The 25,481-nt window shown below is 66.5% G+C and carries 16 protein-coding genes and 3 rRNA genes; 10 read left to right on the top strand and 9 right to left on the bottom strand.

All coding sequences use genetic code 11. The features are described 5' to 3' along the window. Positions 1-27: 27 nt before the first annotated feature. From rrf to ACP4E5_RS16645, 4 genes are all read right to left on the bottom strand, one after another. Positions 28-144 (bottom strand): 5S ribosomal RNA (gene rrf / locus ACP4E5_RS16630). Positions 145-232: 88 nt separating this feature from the next. Continuing rightward, positions 233-3,355, bottom strand: a 23S ribosomal RNA gene (locus ACP4E5_RS16635). A 297-nt stretch (positions 3,356-3,652) separates the two neighbouring features. Next, positions 3,653-5,178, bottom strand: a 16S ribosomal RNA gene (locus tag ACP4E5_RS16640). Together the 16S, 23S and 5S rRNA genes form the textbook arrangement of a ribosomal RNA operon. Before the next feature lie 638 nt (positions 5,179-5,816). Beyond that, the gene (locus tag ACP4E5_RS16645; RefSeq protein ID WP_425829421.1) at positions 5,817-7,214 is read right to left on the bottom strand and encodes a cation:dicarboxylate symporter family transporter; all 1,398 of its coding nucleotides are present in this window, start codon (positions 7,212-7,214) and stop codon (positions 5,817-5,819) included. A gap of 150 nt (positions 7,215-7,364) precedes the next feature. Here ACP4E5_RS16645 and ACP4E5_RS16650 point away from each other — a divergent pair, with 150 nt between their 5' ends. The 6 genes from ACP4E5_RS16650 to ACP4E5_RS16675 all read left to right on the top strand — a co-directional run bounded on the left by ACP4E5_RS16650 (position 7,365) and on the right by ACP4E5_RS16675 (position 13,783). Then, positions 7,365-9,086 (top strand): sensor histidine kinase, encoded by a 1,722-nt coding sequence (locus tag ACP4E5_RS16650; RefSeq protein WP_425829423.1) that lies wholly within the window; start codon positions 7,365-7,367, stop codon positions 9,084-9,086. Continuing rightward, positions 9,083-9,763, top strand: coding sequence for a response regulator (locus ACP4E5_RS16655; RefSeq protein WP_425829425.1), 681 nt, complete (start codon positions 9,083-9,085; stop codon positions 9,761-9,763). Before ACP4E5_RS16650 ends, ACP4E5_RS16655 begins: the two co-directional genes overlap by 4 nt. A 109-nt stretch (positions 9,764-9,872) precedes the next feature. Continuing rightward, complete coding sequence (locus ACP4E5_RS16660) at positions 9,873-11,240, top strand: ABC transporter substrate-binding protein (RefSeq protein ID WP_425829427.1); 1,368 nt, start codon at positions 9,873-9,875, stop codon at positions 11,238-11,240. A 91-nt stretch (positions 11,241-11,331) separates the two neighbouring features. Then, positions 11,332-12,138: a carbohydrate ABC transporter permease gene (locus tag ACP4E5_RS16665; protein WP_425841396.1), complete on the top strand. Its 807-nt coding sequence runs from the start codon at positions 11,332-11,334 to the stop codon at positions 12,136-12,138. After that, complete coding sequence (locus ACP4E5_RS16670) at positions 12,139-12,963, top strand: carbohydrate ABC transporter permease (protein WP_425829429.1); 825 nt, start codon at positions 12,139-12,141, stop codon at positions 12,961-12,963. A gap of 112 nt (positions 12,964-13,075) precedes the next feature. Further along, a complete protein-coding gene (locus tag ACP4E5_RS16675; protein ID WP_425829431.1) occupies positions 13,076-13,783 on the top strand; it encodes a helix-turn-helix domain-containing protein in 708 nt (235 codons plus the stop codon). Between the two features lie 19 nt (positions 13,784-13,802). Here ACP4E5_RS16675 and ACP4E5_RS16680 read toward each other — a convergent pair whose 3' ends face one another. Next, positions 13,803-14,828 (bottom strand): ATP-dependent 6-phosphofructokinase, encoded by a 1,026-nt coding sequence (locus ACP4E5_RS16680; RefSeq protein WP_425829433.1) that lies wholly within the window; start codon positions 14,826-14,828, stop codon positions 13,803-13,805. Positions 14,829-15,123: 295 nt separating this feature from the next. Here ACP4E5_RS16680 and pta point away from each other — a divergent pair, with 295 nt between their 5' ends. The 3 genes from pta to pyk all read left to right on the top strand — a co-directional run bounded on the left by pta (position 15,124) and on the right by pyk (position 19,958). After that, entirely contained in the window at positions 15,124-17,199 is a 2,076-nt protein-coding gene (gene pta / locus ACP4E5_RS16685; protein WP_425829435.1) for a phosphate acetyltransferase, read from the top strand. A gap of 27 nt (positions 17,200-17,226) precedes the next feature. Next, positions 17,227-18,453, top strand: a complete 1,227-nt coding sequence (locus ACP4E5_RS16690; RefSeq protein ID WP_425829437.1) for an acetate kinase — start codon at positions 17,227-17,229, stop codon at positions 18,451-18,453. Between the two features lie 74 nt (positions 18,454-18,527). After that, positions 18,528-19,958 (top strand): pyruvate kinase, encoded by a 1,431-nt coding sequence (gene pyk, locus ACP4E5_RS16695; protein WP_425829439.1) that lies wholly within the window; start codon positions 18,528-18,530, stop codon positions 19,956-19,958. Between the two features lie 110 nt (positions 19,959-20,068). Here pyk and ACP4E5_RS16700 read toward each other — a convergent pair whose 3' ends face one another. The 4 genes from ACP4E5_RS16700 to ACP4E5_RS16715 all read right to left on the bottom strand — a co-directional run bounded on the left by ACP4E5_RS16700 (position 20,069) and on the right by ACP4E5_RS16715 (position 24,292). After that, positions 20,069-21,346 (bottom strand): hypothetical protein, encoded by a 1,278-nt coding sequence (locus ACP4E5_RS16700; protein WP_425829441.1) that lies wholly within the window; start codon positions 21,344-21,346, stop codon positions 20,069-20,071. Next, positions 21,336-21,902, bottom strand: a complete 567-nt coding sequence (locus ACP4E5_RS16705) for a DUF6114 domain-containing protein (RefSeq protein ID WP_425829443.1) — start codon at positions 21,900-21,902, stop codon at positions 21,336-21,338. Before ACP4E5_RS16705 ends, ACP4E5_RS16700 begins: the two co-directional genes overlap by 11 nt. A gap of 154 nt (positions 21,903-22,056) precedes the next feature. Beyond that, on the bottom strand, positions 22,057-22,674 hold the full coding sequence (locus tag ACP4E5_RS16710; RefSeq protein WP_425829445.1) for a DUF6230 family protein: 618 nt from the start codon (positions 22,672-22,674) through the stop codon (positions 22,057-22,059). A gap of 646 nt (positions 22,675-23,320) precedes the next feature. After that, positions 23,321-24,292, bottom strand: a complete 972-nt coding sequence (locus ACP4E5_RS16715; RefSeq protein WP_425829447.1) for a tetratricopeptide repeat protein — start codon at positions 24,290-24,292, stop codon at positions 23,321-23,323. Positions 24,293-24,803: 511 nt separating this feature from the next. Here ACP4E5_RS16715 and ACP4E5_RS16720 point away from each other — a divergent pair. Beyond that, positions 24,804-25,466, top strand: coding sequence for a TetR/AcrR family transcriptional regulator (locus tag ACP4E5_RS16720; RefSeq protein ID WP_425829449.1), 663 nt, complete (start codon positions 24,804-24,806; stop codon positions 25,464-25,466). Positions 25,467-25,481 lie beyond the last annotated feature (15 nt).

Raw genomic sequence — 25,481 nt, forward strand, 5'->3', positions numbered from 1 at the left:
CCCGGTCCGGGCTTTTCTATAAAATTAGTTCGGCGGCGTCCTACTCTCCCACAGGGTCCCCCCTGCAGTACCATCGGCGCTGTGAGGCTTAGCTTCCGGGTTCGGAATGTAACCGGGCGTTTCCCTCACGCTATGACCACCGAAACACTATGAAACTGTCAACCGGAGCCGTGGCACATGGCTACGACGGTTGTTCGTGGTTTCAGAACCAACACAGTGGACGCGAGCAACTGAGGACAAGCCCTCGGCCTATTAGTACCGGTCACCTCCACACCTTACGGTGCTTCCAGATCCGGCCTATCAACCCAGTCGTCTACTGGGAGCCTTAACCCCTCAAAGGGGGTGGGAATACTCATCTCGAAGCAGGCTTCCCGCTTAGATGCTTTCAGCGGTTATCCTTTCCGAACGTAGCCAACCAGCCATGCCCTTGGCAGGACAACTGGCACACCAGAGGTTCGTCCGTCCCGGTCCTCTCGTACTAGGGACAGCCCTTCTCAATATTCCTACGCGCACAGAGGATAGGGACCGAACTGTCTCACGACGTTCTAAACCCAGCTCGCGTACCGCTTTAATGGGCGAACAGCCCAACCCTTGGGACCGACTCCAGCCCCAGGATGCGACGAGCCGACATCGAGGTGCCAAACCATCCCGTCGATATGGACTCTTGGGGAAGATCAGCCTGTTATCCCCGGGGTACCTTTTATCCGTTGAGCGACGGCGCTTCCACAAGCCACCGCCGGATCACTAGTCCCGACTTTCGTCCCTGCTCGACCCGTCGGTCTCACAGTCAAGCTCCCTTGTGCACTTACACTCAACACCTGATTACCAACCAGGCTGAGGGAACCTTTGGGCGCCTCCGTTACTCTTTGGGAGGCAACCGCCCCAGTTAAACTACCCATCAGACACTGTCCCTGATCCGGATCACGGACCCAGGTTAGACATCCAGCACGACCAGAGTGGTATTTCAACGACGACTCCCCCTGAACTGGCGTCCAGGGTTCACAGTCTCCCACCTATCCTACACAAGCCGAACCGAACACCAATATCAAACTATAGTAAAGGTCCCGGGGTCTTTCCGTCCTTCTGCGCGAAACGAGCATCTTTACTCGTAGTGCAATTTCACCGGGCCTATGGTTGAGACAGTCGAGAAGTCGTTACGCCATTCGTGCAGGTCGGAACTTACCCGACAAGGAATTTCGCTACCTTAGGATGGTTATAGTTACCACCGCCGTTTACTGGCGCTTAAGTTCTCAGCTTCGCCACACCGAAATGTGACTAACCGGTCCCCTTAACGTTCCAGCACCGGGCAGGCGTCAGTCCGTATACATCGCCTTACGGCTTCGCACGGACCTGTGTTTTTAGTAAACAGTCGCTTCTCGCTGGTCTCTGCGGCCACCCCCAGCTCAGAGTGCAAGACTCATCACCAGGAATGGCCCCCCTTCTCCCGAAGTTACGGGGGCATTTTGCCGAGTTCCTTAACCATAGTTCACCCGAACGCCTCGGTATTCTCTACCTGACCACCTGAGTCGGTTTAGGGTACGGGCCGCCATGAAACTCGCTAGAGGCTTTTCTCGACAGCATAGGATCATCCACTTCACCACAATCGGCTCGGCATCAGGTCTCAGCCTTGTGTGCGACGGATTTACCTACCGCACGGCCTACACCCTTACCCCGGGACTACCATCGCCCGGGCTGGACTACCTTCCTGCGTCACCCCATCGCTCACCTACTACCAGCTTGGACCGGCGGCTCCACCACTTTCCATTCCCCGAAGGGTCCGGAACGGCTTCACGGCCTTAGCATCACTGGATTCGATGTCTTTCGCGTCACAGCGGGTACCGGAATATCAACCGGTTATCCATCGACTACGCCTGTCGGCCTCGCCTTAGGTCCCGACTTACCCTGGGCAGATCAGCTTGACCCAGGAACCCTTAGTCAATCGGCGCACACGTTTCTCACGTGTGTATCGCTACTCATGCCTGCATTCTCACTCGTGAACCGTCCACAACTACCTTCCGGTGCTGCTTCACCCGGCACACGACGCTCCCCTACCCATCCACACACCCGTTGGGGCTGTTGTATGAATGACACGACTTCGGCGGTACGCTTGAGCCCCGCTACATTGTCGGCGCGGAATCACTTGACCAGTGAGCTATTACGCACTCTTTCAAGGGTGGCTGCTTCTAAGCCAACCTCCTGGTTGTCTCTGCGACTCCACATCCTTTCCCACTTAGCGTACGCTTAGGGGCCTTAGTCGATGCTCTGGGCTGTTTCCCTCTCGACCATGGAGCTTATCCCCCACAGTCTCACTGCCGTGCTCTCACTTACCGGCATTCGGAGTTTGGCTAAGGTCAGTAACCCGGTAGGGCCCATCGCCTATCCAGTGCTCTACCTCCGGCAAGAAACACACGACGCTGCACCTAAATGCATTTCGGGGAGAACCAGCTATCACGGAGTTTGATTGGCCTTTCACCCCTAACCACAGGTCATCCCCCAGGTTTTCAACCCTGGTGGGTTCGGTCCTCCACGAAGTCTTACCTCCGCTTCAACCTGCCCATGGCTAGATCACTCCGCTTCGGGTCTTGAGCGCGCTACTGAATCGCCCTATTCGGACTCGCTTTCGCTACGGCTTCCCCACACGGGTTAACCTCGCAACACACCGCAAACTCGCAGGCTCATTCTTCAAAAGGCACGCAGTCACGACGCATTGAGTAAACTCAATGCGCGACGCTCCCACGGCTTGTAGGCACACGGTTTCAGGTACTATTTCACTCCGCTCCCGCGGTACTTTTCACCATTCCCTCACGGTACTATCCGCTATCGGTCACCAGGGAATATTTAGGCTTAACGGGTGGTCCCGCCAGATTCACACAGGATTTCTCGGGCCCCGTGCTACTTGGGTGTCTCTCAAACGAGCCGCTAATGTTTCGACTACGGGGGTCTTACCCTCTACGCCGGACCTTTCGCATGTCCTTCGCCTACATCAACGGTTTCTTACTCGTCCTGTCGCCGGCAGACGACAGAAGAGAGATCCCACAACCCCGTACACGCAACCCCTGCCGGGTCTCACACGTATACGGTTTGGCCTCATCCAGTTTCGCTCGCCACTACTCCCGGAATCACGGTTGTTTTCTCTTCCTGCGGGTACTGAGATGTTTCACTTCCCCGCGTTCCCTCCACACTGCCTATATATTCAGCAGCGGGTGACAGCCCATGACGACTGCCGGGTTTCCCCATTCGGAAACCCCCGGATCAAAGCCTGGTTGACGACTCCCCGGGGACTATCGTGGCCTCCCACGTCCTTCATCGGTTCCTGGTACCAAGGCATCCACCGTGCGCCCTTAAAAACTTGGCCACAGATGCTCGCGTCCACTGTGCAGTTCTCAAACAACGACCAACCACCCGTCACACACCAAGAACCTTGGCGCTTCACCGGGGCCGGCATCGAGGTCGGGATCAAATCCGTACCCTCAGATACCCAACAGCGTGCCCGGCCCGACCAGTTCACTCACACGTTCCACGCCGAAGCAGTACTAGTGAAGCCAACCAATCGTGCCGAATAATCAACGTTCCACCCATGAGCAACCAGCATCAGACGTTCGCTGATGAACTGGCCTCTGACCAACCGGAGTTGGTGAGAAGTGCTCCTTAGAAAGGAGGTGATCCAGCCGCACCTTCCGGTACGGCTACCTTGTTACGACTTCGTCCCAATCGCCAGTCCCACCTTCGACAGCTCCCTCCCGCAAGGGGTTGGGCCACCGGCTTCGGGTGTTACCGACTTTCGTGACGTGACGGGCGGTGTGTACAAGGCCCGGGAACGTATTCACCGCAGCAATGCTGATCTGCGATTACTAGCAACTCCAACTTCATGGGGTCGAGTTGCAGACCCCAATCCGAACTGAGACCGACTTTTTGAGATTCGCTCCACCTTGCGGTATCGCAGCTCATTGTATCGGCCATTGTAGCACGTGTGCAGCCCAAGACATAAGGGGCATGATGACTTGACGTCGTCCCCACCTTCCTCCGAGTTGACCCCGGCGGTCTCCTGTGAGTCCCCATCACCCCGAAGGGCATGCTGGCAACACAGAACAAGGGTTGCGCTCGTTGCGGGACTTAACCCAACATCTCACGACACGAGCTGACGACAGCCATGCACCACCTGTACACCGACCACAAGGGGGCGCCCATCTCTGGACGTTTCCGGTGTATGTCAAGCCTTGGTAAGGTTCTTCGCGTTGCGTCGAATTAAGCCACATGCTCCGCTGCTTGTGCGGGCCCCCGTCAATTCCTTTGAGTTTTAGCCTTGCGGCCGTACTCCCCAGGCGGGGCACTTAATGCGTTAGCTGCGGCGCGGACAACGTGGAATGTTGCCCACACCTAGTGCCCACCGTTTACGGCGTGGACTACCAGGGTATCTAATCCTGTTCGCTCCCCACGCTTTCGCTCCTCAGCGTCAGTAATGGCCCAGAGATCCGCCTTCGCCACCGGTGTTCCTCCTGATATCTGCGCATTTCACCGCTACACCAGGAATTCCGATCTCCCCTACCACACTCTAGCTAGCCCGTATCGACTGCAGACTCGGGGTTAAGCCCCGAGCTTTCACAATCGACGTGACAAGCCGCCTACGAGCTCTTTACGCCCAATAATTCCGGACAACGCTTGCGCCCTACGTATTACCGCGGCTGCTGGCACGTAGTTAGCCGGCGCTTCTTCTGCAGGTACCGTCACTTTCGCTTCTTCCCTGCTGAAAGAGGTTTACAACCCGAAGGCCGTCATCCCTCACGCGGCGTCGCTGCATCAGGCTTTCGCCCATTGTGCAATATTCCCCACTGCTGCCTCCCGTAGGAGTCTGGGCCGTGTCTCAGTCCCAGTGTGGCCGGTCGCCCTCTCAGGCCGGCTACCCGTCGTCGCCTTGGTGAGCCATTACCTCACCAACAAGCTGATAGGCCGCGGGCTCATCCTTCACCGCCGGAGCTTTTAACCCCCATCCAGGAGGACAGGAGTGTTATCCGGTATTAGACCTCGTTTCCAAGGCTTGTCCCAGAGTGAAGGGCAGATTGCCCACGTGTTACTCACCCGTTCGCCACTAATCCACCCCGAAGGGCTTCATCGTTCGACTTGCATGTGTTAAGCACGCCGCCAGCGTTCGTCCTGAGCCAGGATCAAACTCTCCGTGAATGTTTCCCCGTGATCGGGGCGACACACACGAGAGCGGAACAGTCGGAGGAATAATCCGACCGTTCACAGCGTCCTCGCTGTGTTTTTTACAAAGGAACCTCATCCCCAGCAGATGCTGGAGACGGGGTATCAACATATCTGGCGTTGATTTTTGGCACGCTGTTGAGTTCTCAAGGAACGGACGCTTCCTTTGTACTCACCCTCTCGGGTTTTCCTCCGGGCGCTTCCCTTCGGTCTTGCTATTGTTTCTTGCTGTTTCGCGTTTCCGACTCTATCAGACCGTTTCACCGGCCGATTTCCCTCGATCCCGCTCCGCTTTCCGGCCTTTCGGCTTTCCGGCGAGTCCGACTCTATCAGATCCTTTCGGTCCTGATTCCCAGTCAGTGGGGCTTGTCCTCGCGGCTGTTGGGCCGTTCCGACGTTCCAAACTTTAGCGGATTCCCCGCCCCCGAGCTAATCGGGGTTCGGAATTGAATTCGGGCACGCCGAAAGGAATCCCGGTGGGAGATCGTGCAAGTGGTTGGAGGTGCCGCCCTGTGGGCAACTCGAAGAACTCTACGCCACCTGCCCGCGCGGCACAAAGCGGGGCCCGGTGCGACGCGTCGCACCGGGCCCCGCTCCTGCGGAAGGCTGTCGGATCAGGCTCCGACCGGCTCCTTCGCCCCGCCGTCACGCGGCGTCGGAACGTCCGAGTCGGAGGCGGAGGCGTCGGAGGCGTCACCGGAGTCGAGCAGTGTGCGCTCGTCGAAGGGGAGCTCGCCGGCGAGGACCCGCTTCACACGGTCCCGGTCGACTTCCCCGGTCCACGTGCCGATGAGCAACGTAGCCACCGCGTTGCCCGCGAAGTTGGTGAGGGCGCGGGCCTCGCTCATGAAGCGGTCGATGCCGATGATCAGGCCGACTCCGTCGACCAGGCCCGGCTTGTGGGACTGGAGGCCCGAGGCGAGGACCGCGATGCCGGAGCCGGAGACGCCCGCCGCGCCCTTCGACGCGATCATCATGAAGAGGAGCAGGCCGATCTGCTGGCCGACGGACATCGGCTGGTCCATGGCGTCGGAGATGAAGAGGGACGCCATGGTCAGGTAGATCATGGTGCCGTCGAGGTTGAAGGAGTACCCGGTCGGGACGGTGATGCCGACGACCGGGCGCGAGACCCCGAGGTGCTCCATCTTCGCGATCAGGCGCGGCAGCGCCGACTCGGAGGACGAGGTCGAGAGAATGAGGAGGAACTCTCGGCCCAGGTACTTCAGGAGCGAGAAGATGTTGAAGCCCGTCGCCAGGCGCAGGATCGCCGCGAGCACGATGCCGACGAACAGGGCGCAGGTGACGTAGAAGCCGACCATGATCGTGGCCAGGGCCTTGAGGGCGTCGACGCCTGTTTCTCCGATGACCGCCGCCATCGCGCCGAACGCGCCGACCGGGGCGGCCCACATGATCATGCCGAGGACCCGGAAGACGAGCTTCTGGATGTGCTCGACGCCGCGCAGGACGGGCTCGCCGGAGCGGCCCATGGCCTGGAGGGCGAAGCCGACGAGCAGCGCGACGAGCAGCGTCTGGAGGACCGAGTCGCCGGTGAACGCGGAGACCATGGTCGTCGGGATGATGCCGAGGATGAAGTCGACGGGGCCCTCGTTGGCCTCCTGGGCCGCCGTGTGGCCCGCGCCCTTCACCGCCTCGGTGAGGTGCATGCCGTCGCCGGGGTGCAGGAAGTTGCCGACGAGCAGGCCGATGGCGAGGGCCACGACCGACATCACGATGAAGTAGCCGAGGGCGAGGCCGCCGACCTTGCCGATCTTCGCGGCCTTCCGGACGGAGCCGACGCCCAGGACGATCGTGCAGAAGATGATGGGCGAGATCATCATCTTGATCAGGTTCACGAAGCCCGTGCCGATGGGCTTGAGCTCCTTGGCGAAGTCGGGCGCGGCGAAGCCGACTGCGATACCGAGCAGCACGGCCACGATCACGGCGATGTACAGATAGTGGGTGCGGTCCCGCTTCGCGGGTGCGGCTGGTTTCGCGGTCTCTGTCCCGGCCACGGTTCCTCCTGAACGACGGCGTCGGCGTGTCAGTCCCAGTCCGTGCGGCTCACGTCCTGCGAATCCTGGCGACTATCTCTCCCCCCGGTGAGGACCGTCACCCTTCCGTTCATTTAGTTCGCGCTTATACGAAGAGGCAGACTGTTCCGCATGCGTCTCCCCCGCCCCCGCAGCCTGGCGGGCCAGCTCTTCGCGATGCAGGTCGTGCTGGTGGCCGTCGTGGTGGCGGGGTGTGCGCTCTTCACGTACGTCAGTGACCGGGGGCAGGCGGAGAGCAGTGCGCGGCGGCAGGCCACGGCCACGGCTCGGGCCGTCGCCGACTCGCGGTCCGTGCGGGAGGCGGCCGCCGGCGCCGAGGATCCGACCGCGCGCCTTCAGCCGTACGCACGTGAGGTGCAGAAGCACACCGGCGTCGACTTCGTGACGATCATGGATCCGGAAGGGATCCGCTGGACGCACCCCGACGAGCGGCAGATCGGGGAGCGCTACCTCGGTCACATCGGGCCCGCCTTGAAGGGGCACACGTTCTCGGAGACGTACACGGGGACGCTGGGGCCCTCGGTGCGGGTGGTGACGCCCGTGTACGACGAGGGGCGGCACCGTGTCGTCGGGCTCGTCAGCGCCGGGATCACGATCGATGTCATCACCGCTCAGGCGCGGGGGCAGGTCCTCGCCGTGGCGGGCGTCGCGCTCGCCGCGCTGGTGCTCGGCGGTATTGGTACGTACGTCATAAACGCCCGTCTACGTCGTCACACGCACGGGATGAACGCGACCGAGCTGAGCCGGATGCACGCCTATCACCAGGCGGCGCTGCATGCCGTGCGCGAGGGGCTCGTGATGCTGGACGGGCAGCGGCGGGTCGCGCTGATCAACGACGGGGCGCGGGTGCTGCTCGGTGTCGCGGAGGGGGACGACGTCGTGGGGCGGTCCGTCGCCGACCTTGGGCTGCCCGCGCCGCTCACGGGTGCGCTGCTCGCCACCGAGCCTCGGGTCGACGAGGTGCATTTGACGGTCGACCGTGTGGTGGTCGTGAATACGTCGCCGGTGACGAGCGGTGATCGGCGCGGAACCGTCGTGACGCTCAGGGACCACACCGAACTGCAGGCCGTGATGGGCGAGTTGGACTCCGAGCGGGGGTTCACGCGGGCCCTGAGGTCGCAGGCGCACGAGGCGGCGAACCGCTTGCACACGGTCGTGTCGCTGATCGAGCTGGAGCGGGCGGACGAGGCCGTGGAGTTCGCGACCGCCGAGCTGGAGCTGGCGCAGGCGCTGACCGATCAGGTCGTGGGCGCGGTGAACGAGCCGGTGCTGGCCGCCCTGCTCCTCGGCAAGGCGGCGCAGGCCAATGAGCACGGTGTGGAGCTGGTGGTGTCGGCCGACACCCGGATCGACGACGGGCTGCTGCCGCAAGTGCTGCCCGCGCGTGATCTGGTCACCGTGCTTGGCAACCTCGTCGACAACGCGGTGGACGCGGCGCAGGGGTCGCCCCGTGCGCGGGTCACGGTCACGGCGCGGACCGATGACGACGTTCTGTTCTTGCGGGTCTCGGACACGGGTCCGGGGGTCGATCCGGCGCATGCCGACTCCGTCTTCGAGCGGGGTTGGTCGACGAAGCCGAAGCCGTCCGGAGCGGGTGGGCGTGGGCTCGGGCTCGCCCTCGTGCGGCAGGCGTTGGCGCGCTGTGGTGGGGTGCTGGACCTCGGGCGGGCGGCGGAGGGCGGCGCGGAGTTCACGGTGCGGGTGCCGATTGGCGCGGCGCCACTCATCCGGATCCCCGAGTCCTCGGCCCCGGACGGGGTTACGGCCGCGGGGCTCTGCCCCGGACCCCGCGCCTCAAACGCCGGCGGGGCTGGATATGGAGGAACCCCATGAGTGACCTCGACCGCAGTATTCGGGTGCTCGTCGTCGAGGACGACCCCGTCGCCGCGGACGCGCACGCGCTGTACGTCGGCCGGGTGCCCGGTTTCACGGCCGTGGGCAAGGTGCACTCGGCGGCGCAGGCCAGGCGGTTCCTGGACCGCAATCCCGTGGACCTGCTGCTGCTCGACCTGCATCTGCCGGACGGGCACGGGCTTTCGCTCGCCCGTTCGCTGCGGGCCGCCGGGCATCAGGCGGACGTCGTGGCGGTGACGTCCGCGCGTGATCTCGCGGTGGTCCGGGAGGGGGTGTCGCTCGGGGTCGTGCAGTACGTGCTGAAGCCGTTCACGTTCCCCACGCTGCGGGACCGGCTCGTGCGCTACGCCGAGTACCGCGCGACGTCCGGCGAGGCGTCCGGCCAGGACGAGGTCGACCGGGCGATAGCGACCCTGCGCTCGCCGGCGCCCGCCGCGCTGCCGAAGGGGCTGAGCGCGCCGACCCTCGAGCGGGTCACGCACACGCTGCGGGAGGCGCCCGAGGGCATGACGGCGGCGTCGGCGGCGGAGGCGGTGGGCATTTCGCGGATCACGGCCCGCCGGTATCTGGAGCATCTGGTCGACTCCGGGCGGGCCGTGCGCCTTCCGCAGTACGGGCAGGTGGGTCGGCCCGAGCTGATCTACACCTGGAAGTAGGGCCTGGCCCGACTTCGCGCACCCATTGACCCTGATCGGCGGCGCCCTTACGTTCCTGGGCAGCCCCGCGGGCGACGGCGCCCGCGATGCTCCGTAGGAGGTCGTGCCCGTGCGCCCCACCGTCCCGATCCTCACCGCCACCGCCCTGCTGGCCGCCGCGACGCTCACCGCCTGCGGCGGCGGCTCCGGAAGCGACTCGGACACCGTCAAGGTGTCCTTCAAGCAGTCCACGGACAACAAGGTCAAGGTCATGGACGACTACCTGGCCGCGATGAAGAAGCAGTTCGAGAAGGCGCACCCCGGCAAGAAGGTGAAGTTCGTCCCGATCAAGGCGCCGGACGCGGAGTACTACACGAAGCTCCAGCAGATGCTCCGCTCGCCGAGGACGGCCCCGGATCTCGTCTACGAGGACACCTTCCTCATCAACTCGGACATCGCCAGCGGGTATCTGAAGCCGCTCGACTCCTATCTGGACAAGTGGTCGGACTGGGGCCAGTTCATCGACACGGCGAAGACCGCGGCGAAGGCGCGGGACGGGAAGACGTACGGCGTCCCGGACGGCACCGACACCCGCGGCCTCTGGTACGACAAGGCGATCCTGAAGAAGGCCGGCATCGAACTGCCCTGGCAGCCGAAGAACTGGGCCGAGGTCCTGGACGCCGCCCGCGCCATCAAGCGGAAGGTCCCCGGCGTCACCCCGCTGAACGTCTACACCGGAAAGCCGGCCGGCGAGGCCTCGACGATGCAGGGCTTCCAGATGCTCCTGTACGGGACCGGCGCCCAGGCCGCGGACCCGCTCTACGACAAGGGCACGGGCAAGTGGGTCACGGGCTCGAAGGCGTTCAGGGACAGCCTGAATTTCGTGCGGACGGTCTTCAAGGAGAAGCTCGGCCCCGACGTCTCCGACGCCCTCGACCCGAACTTCCCCACGCAGGTGCGCGGCGAGCTGCTGCCCGAGGGCAAGCTCGGCATCAACCTCGACGGCTCCTGGCTGCCGCAGGACTGGATCAAGGGCAGCGGGCACGAGTGGCCCGAGTGGTCGCAGAAGCTCGGCCTCGCCCACATGCCGACGCAAACCGGCCAGGCTCCCGGCAAGGTCTCCATGTCCGGCGGCTGGACCTGGGCGGTCCCGGCCAAGGCGGCCAATCCCGATCTGGCCTTCGACTTCGTCAAGACGATGCAGACGAAGGAGAACGCGAAGCGCTGGTACATCGCCAACTCCGGCATCGCGGTCCGCAAGGACGTCGCCGCCGACCCCGCGTACGTGAAGGCGCAGCCCGGCATCAAGTTCTTCACGGACTTGGTGGCGAGCACCCACTACCGCCCGGCCTACCCCGCGTACCCGAAGGTCTCCACGGCGATCCAGGAGGCGATGGAGTCGGTGACGACGGGTGACGCCTCGGTCGACAAGGCGGCGTCGACGTACGACGAGCAGGTGAAGGCGGCGACGGACGGGAAGGTTGTCAAGAAGCCTTAGCCGCGCGGGAGTTGAGGGGTAGGGCAGTGTCACAGTGAACCGTCGCAGAACAGTCCTCCGGCTCGTTCCGGTCGCCCCGGCGGCCGTGCTCATGGCCCTGTTCCTCGCGGGCCCGATCGCGTACTGCGTCTACATCGCCTTCACCGATCTTCAGTTGACCGGGCAGGCGGAGTCGTCGTTCGTCGGCTTCGACAACTTCACGGCGGCGTTCAGGGACGACGCGTTCCTGAACGCCGTCTGGCTGACGCTCGTCTTCACGTTCCTGTCGTCGATCGTCGGCCAGAACACGCTGGGGCTCGCGCTCGCGGCGCTGATGCAGCGCGCGTCGAAGCCGGTCAGGACGGTCACCGGGGCGGTCGTGGTGACGGCGTGGGTGCTGCCGGAGGTCGTCGCCGGGTTTCTGCTGTACGCGTTCTTCCGCCGCGAGGGCACCCTCAACGCGATCCTCGACTGGCTCCAACTGCCGGGCCAGAACTGGTTGTTCACGCTGCCGATCCTGGCGGTGTCGTTCGCGAACGTGTGGCGCGGCACCGCCTTCTCGATGCTCGTGTACTCGGCGGCGCTCCAGGAGATCCCGACGGAGGTCACGGAGTCCGCCGAGATGGACGGCGCGAACGCCTGGCAGCGTCTGTGGCACATCACGCTGCCGATGATCCGCCGCTCCATCGGCACGAACCTGATGCTGAACACGTTGCAGACCCTGTCGGTCTTCGGCCTGATCTGGGTGATGACCCGCGGCGGGCCCGGCAACCACAGCCAGACCCTGCCCCTGTTCATGTACGAGCAGGCCTTCCAGAAAAGCATGATCGGCTACGGCACCGCGGTGGCGCTGCTGCTGCTCGTCGTCGGCTCCCTGTTCTCGCTGGTCTACATGCGTCTGCTGCGTACGGAGGACTGAGTGAAGACCCGTATCCGTAGACGGCTCTCGGCGGACGCGGCGCTGCTCCTCGTCGCGCTCGCGTTCTCGCTGCCGCTCGCCTGGGTCGTCCTGTCGTCGGTCGACGCGGACGCGAATCTGCGGGTGAAGTGGCCGTCGCGGCTGACGTTCGGCAACTTCGACGACGTCCTCAAACCCGATGTCACGTTCACGCCGCTGCTCAACTCGCTGATCCTGTGCGGCACCGCGACGGCGCTGACGGTCGGCTGCGCAGCGCTCGCCGCGTATCCGCTCTCCCGCTACCGCTCGCGCCTGAACAACCCGTTCCTCACGACGACACTGTTCGCGACCTGTCTGCCGATCACCGCGGTGATGGTCCCGGTGTACGCGCTGTTCGTGCAGGTGAACCTGATCGACACCATGGCGGGCACGATCTACTTCTTCGCCGCGTCCCAACTCCCGTTCGCCGTATGGCTGATGAAGAACTTCATGGACGGCGTGCCGAAGGAGCTGGAGGAGGCGGCGTGGACGGACGGCGCGAACACCTTCCAGGGGCTCGTCCGGATCGTGCTGCCGCTGATGGGGCCGGGCGTCGCCGTCGTCACCGTGTACTCGTTCGCGATGATGTGGGGGAACTTCTTCGTCCCGTTCATGCTGCTGCTCTCCCCCGACCAGATGCCGGCCTCGGTCAGCATCAACGACTTCTTCGGCAACCGGGGCACCGTCGTGTACGGGCAGCTCGCCGCGTTCTCCATCATCTACTCGACGCCCGTGGTGCTGCTGTACGTCCTGGTGGCGCGGCGCTTCGGCGGCGGTTTCGCGCTGGGCGGCGCGGTGAAGGGCTGAGCACTCTCGTCCTTGTGCACGACGGGGGCGGGCCACAACTTCCGTCAACAGGTACCAAATTGTCACGCGGGACGCACGGACCGTAGCCAAACGCCCGGCGACCCCCTACTTTGTGCCCGTGCAGCACGAGGCCACGCCCAACCAGCCGACACCACCGTTCAACGCCCCCGCCGCCCGGCGCCTGCGCGAAGCGCTCGGGATGGCGCCGGGGCACGTCGCGTACGGCATGCGTGCCTCGTACGGGATCGCCCACATCACGCCGGACGTCATCGTCGCCTGGGAGCGCGGTGAGTCGGCGCCGACGTCCGGTGAACTGACCGCGCTCGCCGGGGCGCTGTGGTGCTCGGTGGGCGAACTCATCGGCACGCCGCGGACCCTGCGCGAGTACCGGCTCGCGCTGGGGCTCGCCCCGGAGGACGTCGCCCGCGCCGTGGGCCTGGAGATCCACTCGTATCTGCGGATGGAGGAGACGGGCGACTGGCAGGGCAACGACCGGCAGTCGACGGCGCTCGCCGACACGCTGCGGCTCACCCCGCGCGCGCTCGCGACGGTGACCGGGCGTGACGCGCACCTCGCGGAGCTGCTGCGGGACGCGGCGCGGACGCGCTGGCAGGGGTCCGTGCGGCCGATCGCCCGGCTGGTGCCGGTGCAACGCCGCGAGCTGGAGGACGTACTGCACGAGATGCACCTGGAGTACCAGGCGCTGATGGCCGCCACGCTCAGCTGGGGCGGTGGTACGTCCCCGGGGTCGGGGGACGCGGGGCGGCAGTTCCTGGACCGGATCCTGGACGAGTTCTGGTCCAGGATCCGTCATCCGTAGCCCGCGCGGGGCAGGGGGCCTAGAAGACCGACTCCGCCTCGTCCATCCGGTCCTTCGGGACCGTCTTCAGCTCGGTGACCGCCTCGGCGAGCGGCACCATCGTGATGTCGGTGCCGGACAGCGCCGTCATCTTGCCGAACTCGCCGCGGTGCACGGCCTCCACGGCGTGCCAGCCGAACCGGGTGGCGAGCACGCGGTCGTACGCGGTGGGGGTGCCGCCGCGCTGCACGTGGCCGAGGATGACCGGGCGGGCCTCCTTGCCGAGGCGGCTCTCCAGCTCGTAGGAGAGCGCGGTGCCGATGCCCTGGAAACGCTCGTGCCCGAACTGGTCGATGGCGCCCGTGCCGTAGTCCATGGTGCCCTCGGCGGGGTGCGCGCCCTCTGCTACGCAGATGACGGCGAACTTCTTGCCGTTCGCGAACCGCTCCTCGACCATCTTGACCAGGTCGGACGGGTCGAAGGGCCGCTCGGGCAGGCAGATGCCGTGGGCGCCGCCCGCCATGCCGGACTCCAGGGCGATCCAGCCCGCGTGCCGGCCCATGACCTCGACGACCATGACGCGCTGGTGGGACTCGGCGGTCGTCTTGAGCCGGTCGATCGCCTCGGTGGCGACGCCGACGGCGGTGTCGAAGCCGAAGGTGCGGTCGGTGGACGAGATGTCGTTGTCGATCGTCTTCGGCACGCCGACGACCGGCAGGCCCGCGTCGGACAGCATGCGGGCCGCCGTCAGCGTGCCCTCGCCGCCGATCGGGATGAGGGCGTCGAAGCCGATCTCCTCGGCGAGCTGCTTCGCGTTCTCGCAGGCCGCCCGGAATCGGTCGCGCTCCAGGCGGGAGGAGCCGAGAATGGTGCCGCCGCGGGCGAGGATGCCGCTGACCGCGTTCAGATCGAGCGGGCGGTACCGCCCGTCGAGCAGCCCCGCGTAGCCGTCCTCGAAACCGAGCACCTCGTCGCCGTAGTGCGTGACGGCTCGGTGCACGACCGACCGGATCACGGCGTTCAGGCCAGGGCAGTCGCCGCCTGCGGTGAGAACTCCGATACGCATCGTGCTGTGTCTCCTGCTCGCTACTGGTACGTCGGTGAGCGATGTCGATTGTTCCACGCTCTGGGAGGCGACGCGCTCGCGCTCGGCTGTGCAGGGAGCTTCGGCAGGGGTTCCATGGGCACGTGGACCCGGGGGAAAAGGCCTTCCGTCCGGCGGGCGACCTAGCCACCGCCAGAGGTATTGTCAAGGGGGCACGGCTTCCATTGCGCGCCTTTTTTTGACCCGATAGAGACCGAATCGACCCGTAAAAGCCGGGTTCGAACGAGAAGAACCACGAGGGAAACGGAGAGCACGCGTGACGCGCAGCGTGTACGTGACCGGGATCGATCGCGGCGACGGCCGCCAGGTCGTGGAGCTGGGGGTCATGGAGCTCCTGACCCGCCAGGTCGACCGCGTGGGGGTCTTCCGGCCGCTCGTCCACGACGGCCCCGACCGGCTCTTCGACCTGCTGCGGGCCCGCTACCGCCTGTCGCAGGACCCGGCGACGGTGTACGGGCTCGACTACCACGAGGCCTCCGCGATCCAGGCCGAGCAGGGCACGGACGAGCTGGTCTCGCGCCTGGTCGACCGGTTCCACCAGGTGGCCCGCGACTTCGACGTCGTCCTCGTGCTCGGCACCGACTTCGCCGACACCCAGCTCCCGGACGAGCTGGCGCTCAACGCCCGCCTCGCCAACGAGTTCGGCGCCTCGGTGATCCCGGTCGTCGGCGGCAAGAAGCAGACGGAAGAATCGGTGCGCGCCGAGGCCCGCAACGCCTACCGCGCCTACGACGGCCTGGGCTGCGACGTCCTCGCGATGGTCGTGAACCGGGTGGTGCCCGCCGACCGCGACGACATCGCGGACCGGCTCGACAACCGGCTGCCCGTGCCCTGCTACGTCCTGCCCGACGAGCCCGCGCTCGCCGCCCCGACCGTCGCCCAGATCACCCACGCGCTGGGCGGCCAGGTGCTGCTCGGCGACGACTCGGGGCTCGCCCGCGACGCCCTCGACTTCGTCTTCGGCGGCGCCATGCTGCCGAACTTCCTCAACGCCCTGACGCCCGGCTGCATGGTCGTCACCCCGGGCGACCGCGCGGACCTGGTCGTCGGCGCGCTCGCCGCGCACAGTGCGGGCACCCCGCCGATCGCGGGCGTGATCCTCACCCTGAACGAGCGGCCCGGCGAGGCCATCCTCAAGCTCTCCGAGCGCCTCGCGCCCGGCACCCCGGTGATCGCGGTGGCCGGCGGCTCCTTCCCGACGGCGGCCGAACTCTTCGCCATGGAAGGCAAGTTGAACGCGGCGACGCCGCGCAAGGCGGAGACCGCCCTCGGCGTCTTCGAGAAGTACGTCGACACGGTGGGCCTGCTGAAGACCATCCAGGCGCCGTCCTCCGACCGCCTCACGCCGATGATGTTCGAGCACAAGCTCCTGGAGCAGGCCCGCTCCGACAAGCGCCGCGTCGTGCTGCCCGAGGGCACCGAGGAGCGCGTGCTGCGCGCCGCCGACGTGCTCCTGCGCCGCGGCGTCTGCGACCTGACCCTGCTCGGCCCGGTCGAGCAGATCCGCAAGAAGGCCGCCGACCTCGGCGTCGACCTCGCCGACAGCGACATCATCGACCCGCAGACCTCGGCGCTGCGGGAACGGTTCGCCGACGCGTACGCGGCGCTGCGCGCCCACAAGGGCGTCACGCCGGAGCTGGCCCACGACGTGGTCGCCGACGTGAACTACTTCGGCACGCTGATGGTCCAGGAGGGGCTCGCCGACGGCATGGTGTCGGGGTCCGTGCACTCCACGGCCGCCACGATCCGGCCCGCCTTCGAGATCATCAAGACCAAGCCGGACGCCGCGATCGTCTCCTCGGTCTTCTTCATGTGCCTGGCCGACAAGGTCCTCGTCTACGGCGACTGCGCCGTGAACCCGGACCCGAACGCCCAGCAGCTCGCCGACATCGCCACGCAGTCGGCCGCCACCGCCTCGCAGTTCGGCGTCGAGCCGCGGATCGCGATGCTGTCGTACTCCACCGGCACCTCGGGCTCCGGCGCCGACGTCGACAAGGTCCGCGAGGCCACGGAGATCGTCAAGGCGGCCCGCCCCGATCTGCGGATCGAGGGGCCGATCCAGTACGACGCCGCCGTCGAGCCGTCCGTGGCCGCCACCAAGCTGCCCGACTCCGAGGTCGCGGGACAGGCGAGCGTGCTGATCTTCCCCGACCTCAACACCGGCAACAACACCTACAAGGCCGTGCAGCGCTCGGCCGGCGCGATCGCCGTGGGACCGGTCCTCCAGGGCCTGCGCAAGCCGGTCAACGACCTGTCGCGCGGCGCGCTCGTTCAGGACATCGTGAACACGGTCGTCATCACGGCGATCCAGGCCCAGACGCCCGCCAACTGACCCCCACCACCACCGAAAGCAGTACCCGTGACAGCGACTCGCATCCTCGTCCTCAACTCCGGCTCCTCGTCGGTGAAGTACCAGCTCCTCGACATGGCGGACCGCTCCCGCCTCGCCGTCGGCCTGGTCGAGCGCATCGGTGAGGACACCTCACGCCTCAAGCACACCCCGATCGCCACGGGCGGCGCGGCCCGCGAGCAGAACGGGCCGATCGCCGACCACGAAGAGGCGCTCAAGGCGGTCGCCGCGGAGCTGACCGAGGACGGGCTCGGCCTCGACTCCCCCGAGCTGGCCGCGATCGGCCACCGGGTGGTGCACGGCGGCCTGTTCTTCTCGCAGCCGACCGTCATCGACGACGCGGTGCTCGCCGAGATCGAGCGACTCATCCCGGTGGCGCCGCTGCACAACCCGGCGAACCTGACCGGCATCCGTACGGCGATGGGCCTGCGCCCCGACCTGCCGCAGGTCGCCGTCTTCGACACGGCGTTCCACACGACGATGCCGGAGTCGGCCTCGCGCTACGCGATCGACGTGAAGACCGCCGACGAGCACCGCATCCGGCGCTACGGCTTCCACGGCACGTCGCACGCGTACGTGTCGCGCAAGACGGCCGAGCTGCTCGGCAAGGAGCCGGAGGACGTCAACGTCATCGTCCTGCACCTGGGCAACGGCGCCTCGGCCTCCGCGGTGCGCGGCGGGACGTGCGTGGACACATCGATGGGGCTCACGCCGCTTGAGGGCCTCGTGATGGGTACGCGTTCGGGAGATGTCGACCCGGCCGTCATCTTCCATCTGATGCGGGTCGGCAATATGTCGGCGGACGAGATCGACGTCCTGCTGAACAAGAAGTCGGGCCTGATCGGTCTGTGCGGCGACAACGACATGCGCGAGATCCGCCGTCGTATCGACGAGGGCGACGAGGAGGCGCGGCTCGCCTTCGACATCTACATCCACCGCCTGAAGAAGTACATCGGCTCCTACTACGCGGTGCTCGGCCGGGTGGACGCGATCGCGTTCACGGCCGGGGTCGGCGAGAACGCGGCGCCGGTGCGCGAGGCTGCCGTCGCGGGCCTGGAGGAGCTGGGTCTCGCGGTCGACGGCGAGCTCAATTCCGTACGTTCCGACGAGCCGCGGCTCATCTCCCCCGAGTACGCCCGGGTGGCCGTCGCCGTGGTGCCGACCGACGAGGAGCTGGAGATCGCGCAGCAGACCTACGCCCTGGTTCAGAGCACGGATCAGAACCGCAACGACTGAGCGCACACCCGCCCATTTGTAGATTCCACCAGACGGAATATTCCGTAGCGAAACAAACCGATAGGATCGCCCCTATGCGCCGTTCCAAAATCGTCTGCACGCTGGGCCCCGCCGTCGACTCCGAAGAGCAGCTCGTCTCGCTGATCGAGGCCGGCATGAATGTGGCCCGCTTCAACTTCAGCCACGGCACCCACGCCGAACACCAGGGTCGCTACGACCGTGTTCGCGCCGCCGCCAAGAAGACGGGCCGCGCCGTGGGCGTGCTCGCCGACCTCCAGGGCCCGAAGATCCGCCTGGAGACCTTCGCCGAGGGCCCCGTCGAGCTGGTGCGCGGTGACGAGTTCACCATCACCACCGAGGACGTGCCCGGGGACAAGTCGATCTGCGGCACGACCTACAAGGGTCTGCCCGGCGACGTCTCCAAGGGCGACCAGGTCCTGATCAACGACGGCAACGTCGAGCTGCGGGTCGTCGAGGTCGACGGACCGCGCGTGAAGACGATCGTCGTCGAGGGCGGTGTCATCTCCGACCACAAGGGCATCAACCTGCCCGGCGCGGCGGTGAACGTGCCGGCCCTGTCCGAGAAGGACATCGAGGACCTGCGCTTCGCCCTGAAGATGGGCTGCGACATGGTCGCCCTGTCCTTCGTGCGCGACGCCAACGACGTCAAGGACGTCCACAAGATCATGGACGAGGAGGGCCGCCGGGTCCCCGTCGGCGCCAAGGTCGAGAAGCCGCAGGCCGTCGCCAACATGGAGGGCGTCGTCGCGGCCTTCGACTGGATCATGGTCGCCCGTGGTGACCTCGCCGTCGAGTACCCGCTCGAGAAGGTCCCGATGGTGCAGAAGCGCCTCGTGGAGATGTGCCGCCGCAACGCCAAGCCGGTGATCGTCGCGACCCAGATGATGGAGTCGATGATCACCAACTCGCGCCCCACGCGCGCCGAGGCCTCCGACGTCGCGAACGCGATCCTCGACGGTGCCGACGCGGTCATGCTGTCCGCCGAGTCCTCCGTGGGCGCGTACCCGATCGAGACCGTCAAGACGATGTCGAAGATCGTCACGGCGGCCGAGGAGGAGCTGCTCTCCAAGGGCCTGCAGCCGCTCGTGCCCGGCAAGAAGCCGCGTACGCAGGGCGGTTCGGTGGCCCGTGCCGCGTGCGAGATCGCGGACTTCCTGGACGGCAAGGCGCTGGTCGCCTTCACCAAGTCCGGTGACACGGCCCGCCGCCTGTCCCGCTACCGCGCGGCCCAGCCGATCCTGGCGTTCACCACGGACGAGGAGACCCGCAACCAGCTCGCGCTGAGCTGGGGCGTCGAGTCGCACGTCGTGCCGCACGTGGACAACACCGACGGCATGGTCGACCTCGTCGACGCCGAGCTCGTGAAGCTGGCCCGCTTCGACGACGGCGACACCGTGGTCATCACCGCCGGTTCGCCCCCCGGCGTCCCCGGCACCACCAACATGGTCCGGGTGCACCACCTGGGCGGCGGCGAGCGCGACTGACGGGCTGTCTTCGCCCGGGCGCACGGCCTTGAGCGCATGACAAAGGGCGCCCCCTTGAGGGGGGGCGCCCTTTGTCGTGTGCGGCTCCCGAACGGGCCTTGAGGCTACGGTCAGCTGTCCTCGACCGTGGTGCGCAGACCGGGCACGTGCAGGTTCCCGCCGAACTGCGCGGCCTGCGTGACCTTGACGTTCGTGAAGAACAGGGTCGGCAGGTTGACCGGCGGCGGGTTCTTGGCGTTGAACGTCAGCGGGATGAGCCCGAGCAGATTGCCCGAGAGCTCCTCCGTGTACATCGTCGTCTTCCCGTCGCGGATGGTGGACGTGGAGCCCTTGTCCGAACGGATGTGGAAGAACTTCCCGTTCGGGCCCGGAGCGATCTGGTGCAGATCACCGATGTCCGTGCCCTTGGAGATGACGTACTTCATGACGCGCTTGGTCGACCCGTCGGCCATGCGGACGTCCACCAGGCCCTTGTAGTCCGCCCCCTTGAGCAGGAGCGAACTGGCCTCCAGCTTCCAGGTCTTGTCCGGCAGCTGGGACGGGGTGTCCTCGTCGGCGCCCGACGCGTCCGTGGCCGCGGGGCAGTTGTCCGGCACATCGCCGGAGCCCTGCGGGTTGCCCACGTTCTTGGTCGCGTCCTTGGCCGCTTCCCCCACCTTGTCGGTCGTGTCCTTGACCTTGTCGGTGGTGTCCTTGACCGTGTCGCCGAGCTTGTCCGTGGTGTCCTTGACCGACCCGGTCGTGTCCTTGACCGTGTCGCCCACCTTGTCGGTGGTGCCACCGAGCAGCCCGCCCGAGGACTGCGACGCCGACGGCGAAGGAGTCGCGCTCTCCGACTCCTTGTCCCCGGACGTCAGCTTCTTCAGGGCGTCGCCGACACCCAGCGGGTCCAAGGGGTTCTTGGTCTCCGACGCGGAGGGCGACGGCGTGGCCGCGTCCTTGTCGTCGGAGCCGGCGGAGTCCTTGGACGCGGAGGCGGACGGCGAAGGAGTCGGGGTCGCCTTCTCCTTCTTCTTGTCCTCGGCGCTGTCCTTGGACGCGGAGGCGGAGGGCGACGGGGTCGGCTTCGCCGACTCCTTGGCCTTGTCCTTGGCCTCGTCGGACCCGCCGTCCCTGTTCGACTCGACGGCGTCGGCGCACGCCTTGTAGTCGTCCACCGAGAACTTCGTCGGGTTGTCCTTCGCCGACGCGAGCGTCGGCGTCATACCAAGTCCCATGAGCACGGCCGTGGGCATGGCCGCGATCGCCACCGCCTTGCCCGCGGGCATGTGCATCTTGGTGAAGAGATGCTTCTTTGGTGCCGCATGCCGCCGCGCCGCATGCCGCGGCCCGGTTCTCGCACGGGACTCCGGTGCGGAGCCCTCGTACTGCACCTCGTCAGCCGGCACGGTGCCTCCCGTTCGTCCCGTTGTTCGGGCTCGTCCCTGACACGTCGTCGTTTACGCCCGCGACCTGATAGGTGGCTCCCGCGACCGGCGGCACGACCGGCGCCGCGTCGGGGGACGTGGCGTGGTCACCGCCCTTCTTGGCCGAGTCGTCCTGCTGCGCTTCCGCCGGGGCCCAGGCGATACCGAGGGCGCCACCGACGAGAGAGAGCAGGAAACCGATGACAAAGCCGCCGAAGTTCGACACCACGAGGGAGACCAGGGCGAGAAGAATCGCCGCGACGCCCGCGAACACACGGGAGTGCGGTTGGAACCACAGCGTCAGGCCGAGCACGACCAGCAGAACACCGATGATCAGCGAACCGGCACCTGCCGTGGTCGCCATCTTGATCGTCATGTTGCCGACCGCGAGGTTCGCGTACGGGAAGTACATGATCGGGAGGCCGCCGAGGATTGACAGCAGACCGCCCCAGAACGGGCGCTGACCGCGCCACCCTCGGAACGATTGGCGCATCTGACCAAGCTTGGGGCCCAGTCCTGCGTGCGCTTCGGCGCTCATGTCGTACAGCTCCTCGGGAAAGGCGTTGTTCTGTGGTGATGGTGGCTGTCCGGATACGGGCACGGGGACGACCCTGTCACTGCGAGTGCCCCCGCGCCCGGCCGTTCAGCACATCAAGTACCAAGACCCCGGCCCGTGGTCGGGCCCTGCGGGCCTAGTAGCACTCGTGCTTGCCCTTCGAGACCTTCATGTGCAGGCCGGAGAGCTTGAGAGTGCCGGCCGTGGTGGCCCATGCACGCTGCTGGACGTTCTCGAAGTGCACCGAGTCGGCCTGCTGCGCGAACGAGTTCGGGTCGGTCTTGTCGCCCTGGTGGACACCCGGGCCCTTCTTGGAGTCACCCGCGGCCACACCGATGTCGATGTTGTTGAAGGTCGCGTCGGTCTTCATGTCATCGGCGTCGATGTAGAAGTTCTTCGCCTCGACACGAGGGCCGCCCTTGGCGCCGGCCGTCAGGTTCATCGACACATCGCCGAAGACCGGGACCGGGACAACCACGGACTGGCACATACCGGTGATCTGGGCCGACTTGATGCCGACCACGGCGACCGGATGGTTACCCGTCTTGCCCGAGTCGACCGCTCCGTACTGGACGAAGCCCTGGCCGTCGAGAGAGTCGGCCGCCACCTTGAACGACTGACCCGACACACTGAACGATGCCGCAAGCGCACCCTGGGACAGGGCGACACCTATCGCGGCAGTCGCCGCGACGCTCGGCACCATGACTACGGCGAACCGCTTCCATCTGGTTCCGCCACGAATCATGGAATTCATGACTGTTCCTCCTTCTCGGACGTACATCTCCGGCCCTGGCTGCCACGTGCAGCGGCTCTACCGGGCAGGGATGGGAGAAGTGCTACGTCCTCGGGAAGGAGAGCGACGGCGTCCGGAGTGCTGGTTTGATTCCGCACCCTGATCACCGGCGATCACCCCCGAGCGACAACCACTGGTCGCACCTGAGCCATCACGCGCAACCTGCCGGACAGGCCCAGCCGGACGGCTGAGACCCCCCTGTCCAAGACCGCCGACGCTCCCGCTGGTTCGCCGTCGACCTACTCGGTGGGGACCCAAAAACCCCGCCGCGCGATTGGCTGTCGGGCGGTGGGGAGAGGACCGAGCGTGCCCGATCGTGGTGCATTCGAGGCGCGGACACAAGGGGGTTCGTTACTGGTGGGTAACGGACGGATAACCGAACACCGACGGAGCGGTACCGAACAACAACTGAGGGTGCCGTCAAGGGAGTTGTTAAACAGGTTGAATACGGGACGGAACCGGACAGAAGATCGAGTCCGACTTACTCCAAGTAACAGCGGCCGCGATTACCAAGTTTTGGTAAAACGCGGCCGCTGTGCGCCTCCGACAACAGAATTTTCACTCCGGCATCACAAGCCGCAGTGTTTAACAACTGGTCACTGACGACTCAGAAGAGAACTCGGGCCAGAGCCGTACGCGCGGTCGTCACGCGCGGATCGTCGGAGCCCACGACCTCGAACAGTTCGAGCAGTCGCACACGCGCCGCGTCCCTGTCCTCGCCCGCCGTGCGCCCCACCGTCTCGACGAGGCGCCCGAAGGCGTCCTCGACATGACCGCCCACCAGATCCAGATCGGCCGCCGCGATCTGCGCCTGCACATCGGCGGGCTTCTCCGCGGCGTCCTTGCGGACCTGCTGCGGGTCGAGCCCCTGTACGCGCTGGAGGAGCTGGGCCTGGCCGAGGCCGAGCTTGGCCTCGGAGTTGCCCGGGTCGTCGGACAGGACGTTCTTGTAGGCCTGCACGGCGCCGTCGAGGTCGCCGGCGTCCAGGGCCTGCACGGCCGCTTCGAGGAGGGCGTCGTACGGGCCCGCGGGGGCCTCCTCCACGACCGGTGCCTCGCCCTCCGCTCCCGGGTCGACCGCGATGCCGGTGAGCCCGAAGCGCTCCTCGGCGACCTGGATCAACTGGTCGAGCGTGCCCCGGATCTGGGACTCGGGGGCGGCGCCCTGGAAGAGCGGGAGGGCCTGGCCCGCGACAACGGCGAAGACAGCCGGGATCCCCTGGACCCCGAACTGCTGCATCAGCATCTGGTTGGCGTCTACGTCGATCTTGGCGAGCACGAAGCGGCCGCTGTACTCGGCGGCGAGCCGCTCCAGGAGCGGGCTCAGCTGCTTGCAGGGCTCGCACCACTCGGCCCAGAAGTCAATGACGACGGGCACTTCGGCGGAGCGCTGCAGTACGGCGCTCTCGAAGTCGGCCTCACTGACGTCGATGACCAGGCTCGACGGCGGCACGGCGCCGCCGCCACCCTGCCGGGCCTGCTCGGCGCGAGTCTGCTCCGCCTTCGCCTTGGCCTCCTGGGCCGCCTTCACCGCGGCGAGATCGACGACTCCGCTCATGGACATGTTCCGTGGCTGCATGCGTACAGTCTCCCCCTTCCGCGGACGGTTGTGGGCCGGGTCCTGCCCCGTGCGCCTCCCGCCGGAATGCGAGATGCATCTGGAGGCACGGAGCGGACTCGGCCTGGTGTGCTTTCGGCACCGGGTCCCCACCCGGCGCCTTGTGGTTGCCGCTCGTCCGGGCCGCCCCGGGGTGCAGATCCGAGGCACTCGTACGAGATCGAGCTTTCGCTACGCCTCGTAGCGTAACTGCCATGAGCGGGACGCGGGAACAGGGGCCCGGCGCTCACCCCGTGATCTGCCTCACGCGATCTTTCAGCTTCAGGGCCTCTCTGACGGATCTTGCTGGAGCCGCAGGGGCTGGCACGCCCATCTGCGGCGTTGTCGTCGGTTGCCAACGCTCCGCGTTGACGCCCTCCTCCGCCTTGCAGCTGCACGCACCAGCCCCCGCTCACCGGAACCGCCCGTGGACGCCGCCCGGATCCAGCCTGATCCGTCAGAGAGGCCCTACCCGCCGGTATGGTCGACGACCATGCAGAGCCGCACGCCGTCTCCCTCCTCCCGTCCTTCCCGTCCGTCCCACCCCTCCAACGTCCGGACGGGGCGTCCGCGTTCCGCCGCGGCGGATGAGGCGATTCTGGAGGCGACCAGGGCGGCGCTCGTGGAGCTCGGCTGGTCGAAGCTGACGCTCGGCGACGTGGCCACGCGCGCGGGCGTCGCGAAGACGACGCTGTACCGGCGCTGGCCGGGCAAGAGCGAGCTCGTCGTGGACGCGGTCGCGGTCCTCTTCGACGAGCTCGAACTGCCCGACCGGGGCTCGCTCGCCGCCGATGTGGAGGGTGTGGTGCGGCAGTTCGCGGCGATCCTGGACCGGCCGGAGGCGAAGACGGCGCTGATGGCCGTGGTCGCCGAGTCCACCCGCGACGCCCCGCTGCGGGACCGGATCCGCACGTCGATCGTCGACCGCCAGAAGCGGCTCGTACTGGAGGGGCGGGCGCGCGCCGAGCGCCGCGGCGAACTCCCGTCGGCCCCCGACCCGGCCGCCGCCGCGGCCACGGCGGATCTGATCTACGACGTGGCGGCGGGGGCGGTCGTGCACCGCACCCTGGTGAGCGCGGAGCCGGCCGACGCGGAGTGGGTGCGGCGGTTCACGGCCCTCCTCCTGGGAGGACTCGCGGCCGCCGCCACCGATTAGTGCTGGTTACGGATG

Source organism: Streptomyces fractus, assembly GCF_049844455.1.
GTDB lineage: Bacteria > Actinomycetota > Actinomycetes > Streptomycetales > Streptomycetaceae > Streptomyces > Streptomyces fractus.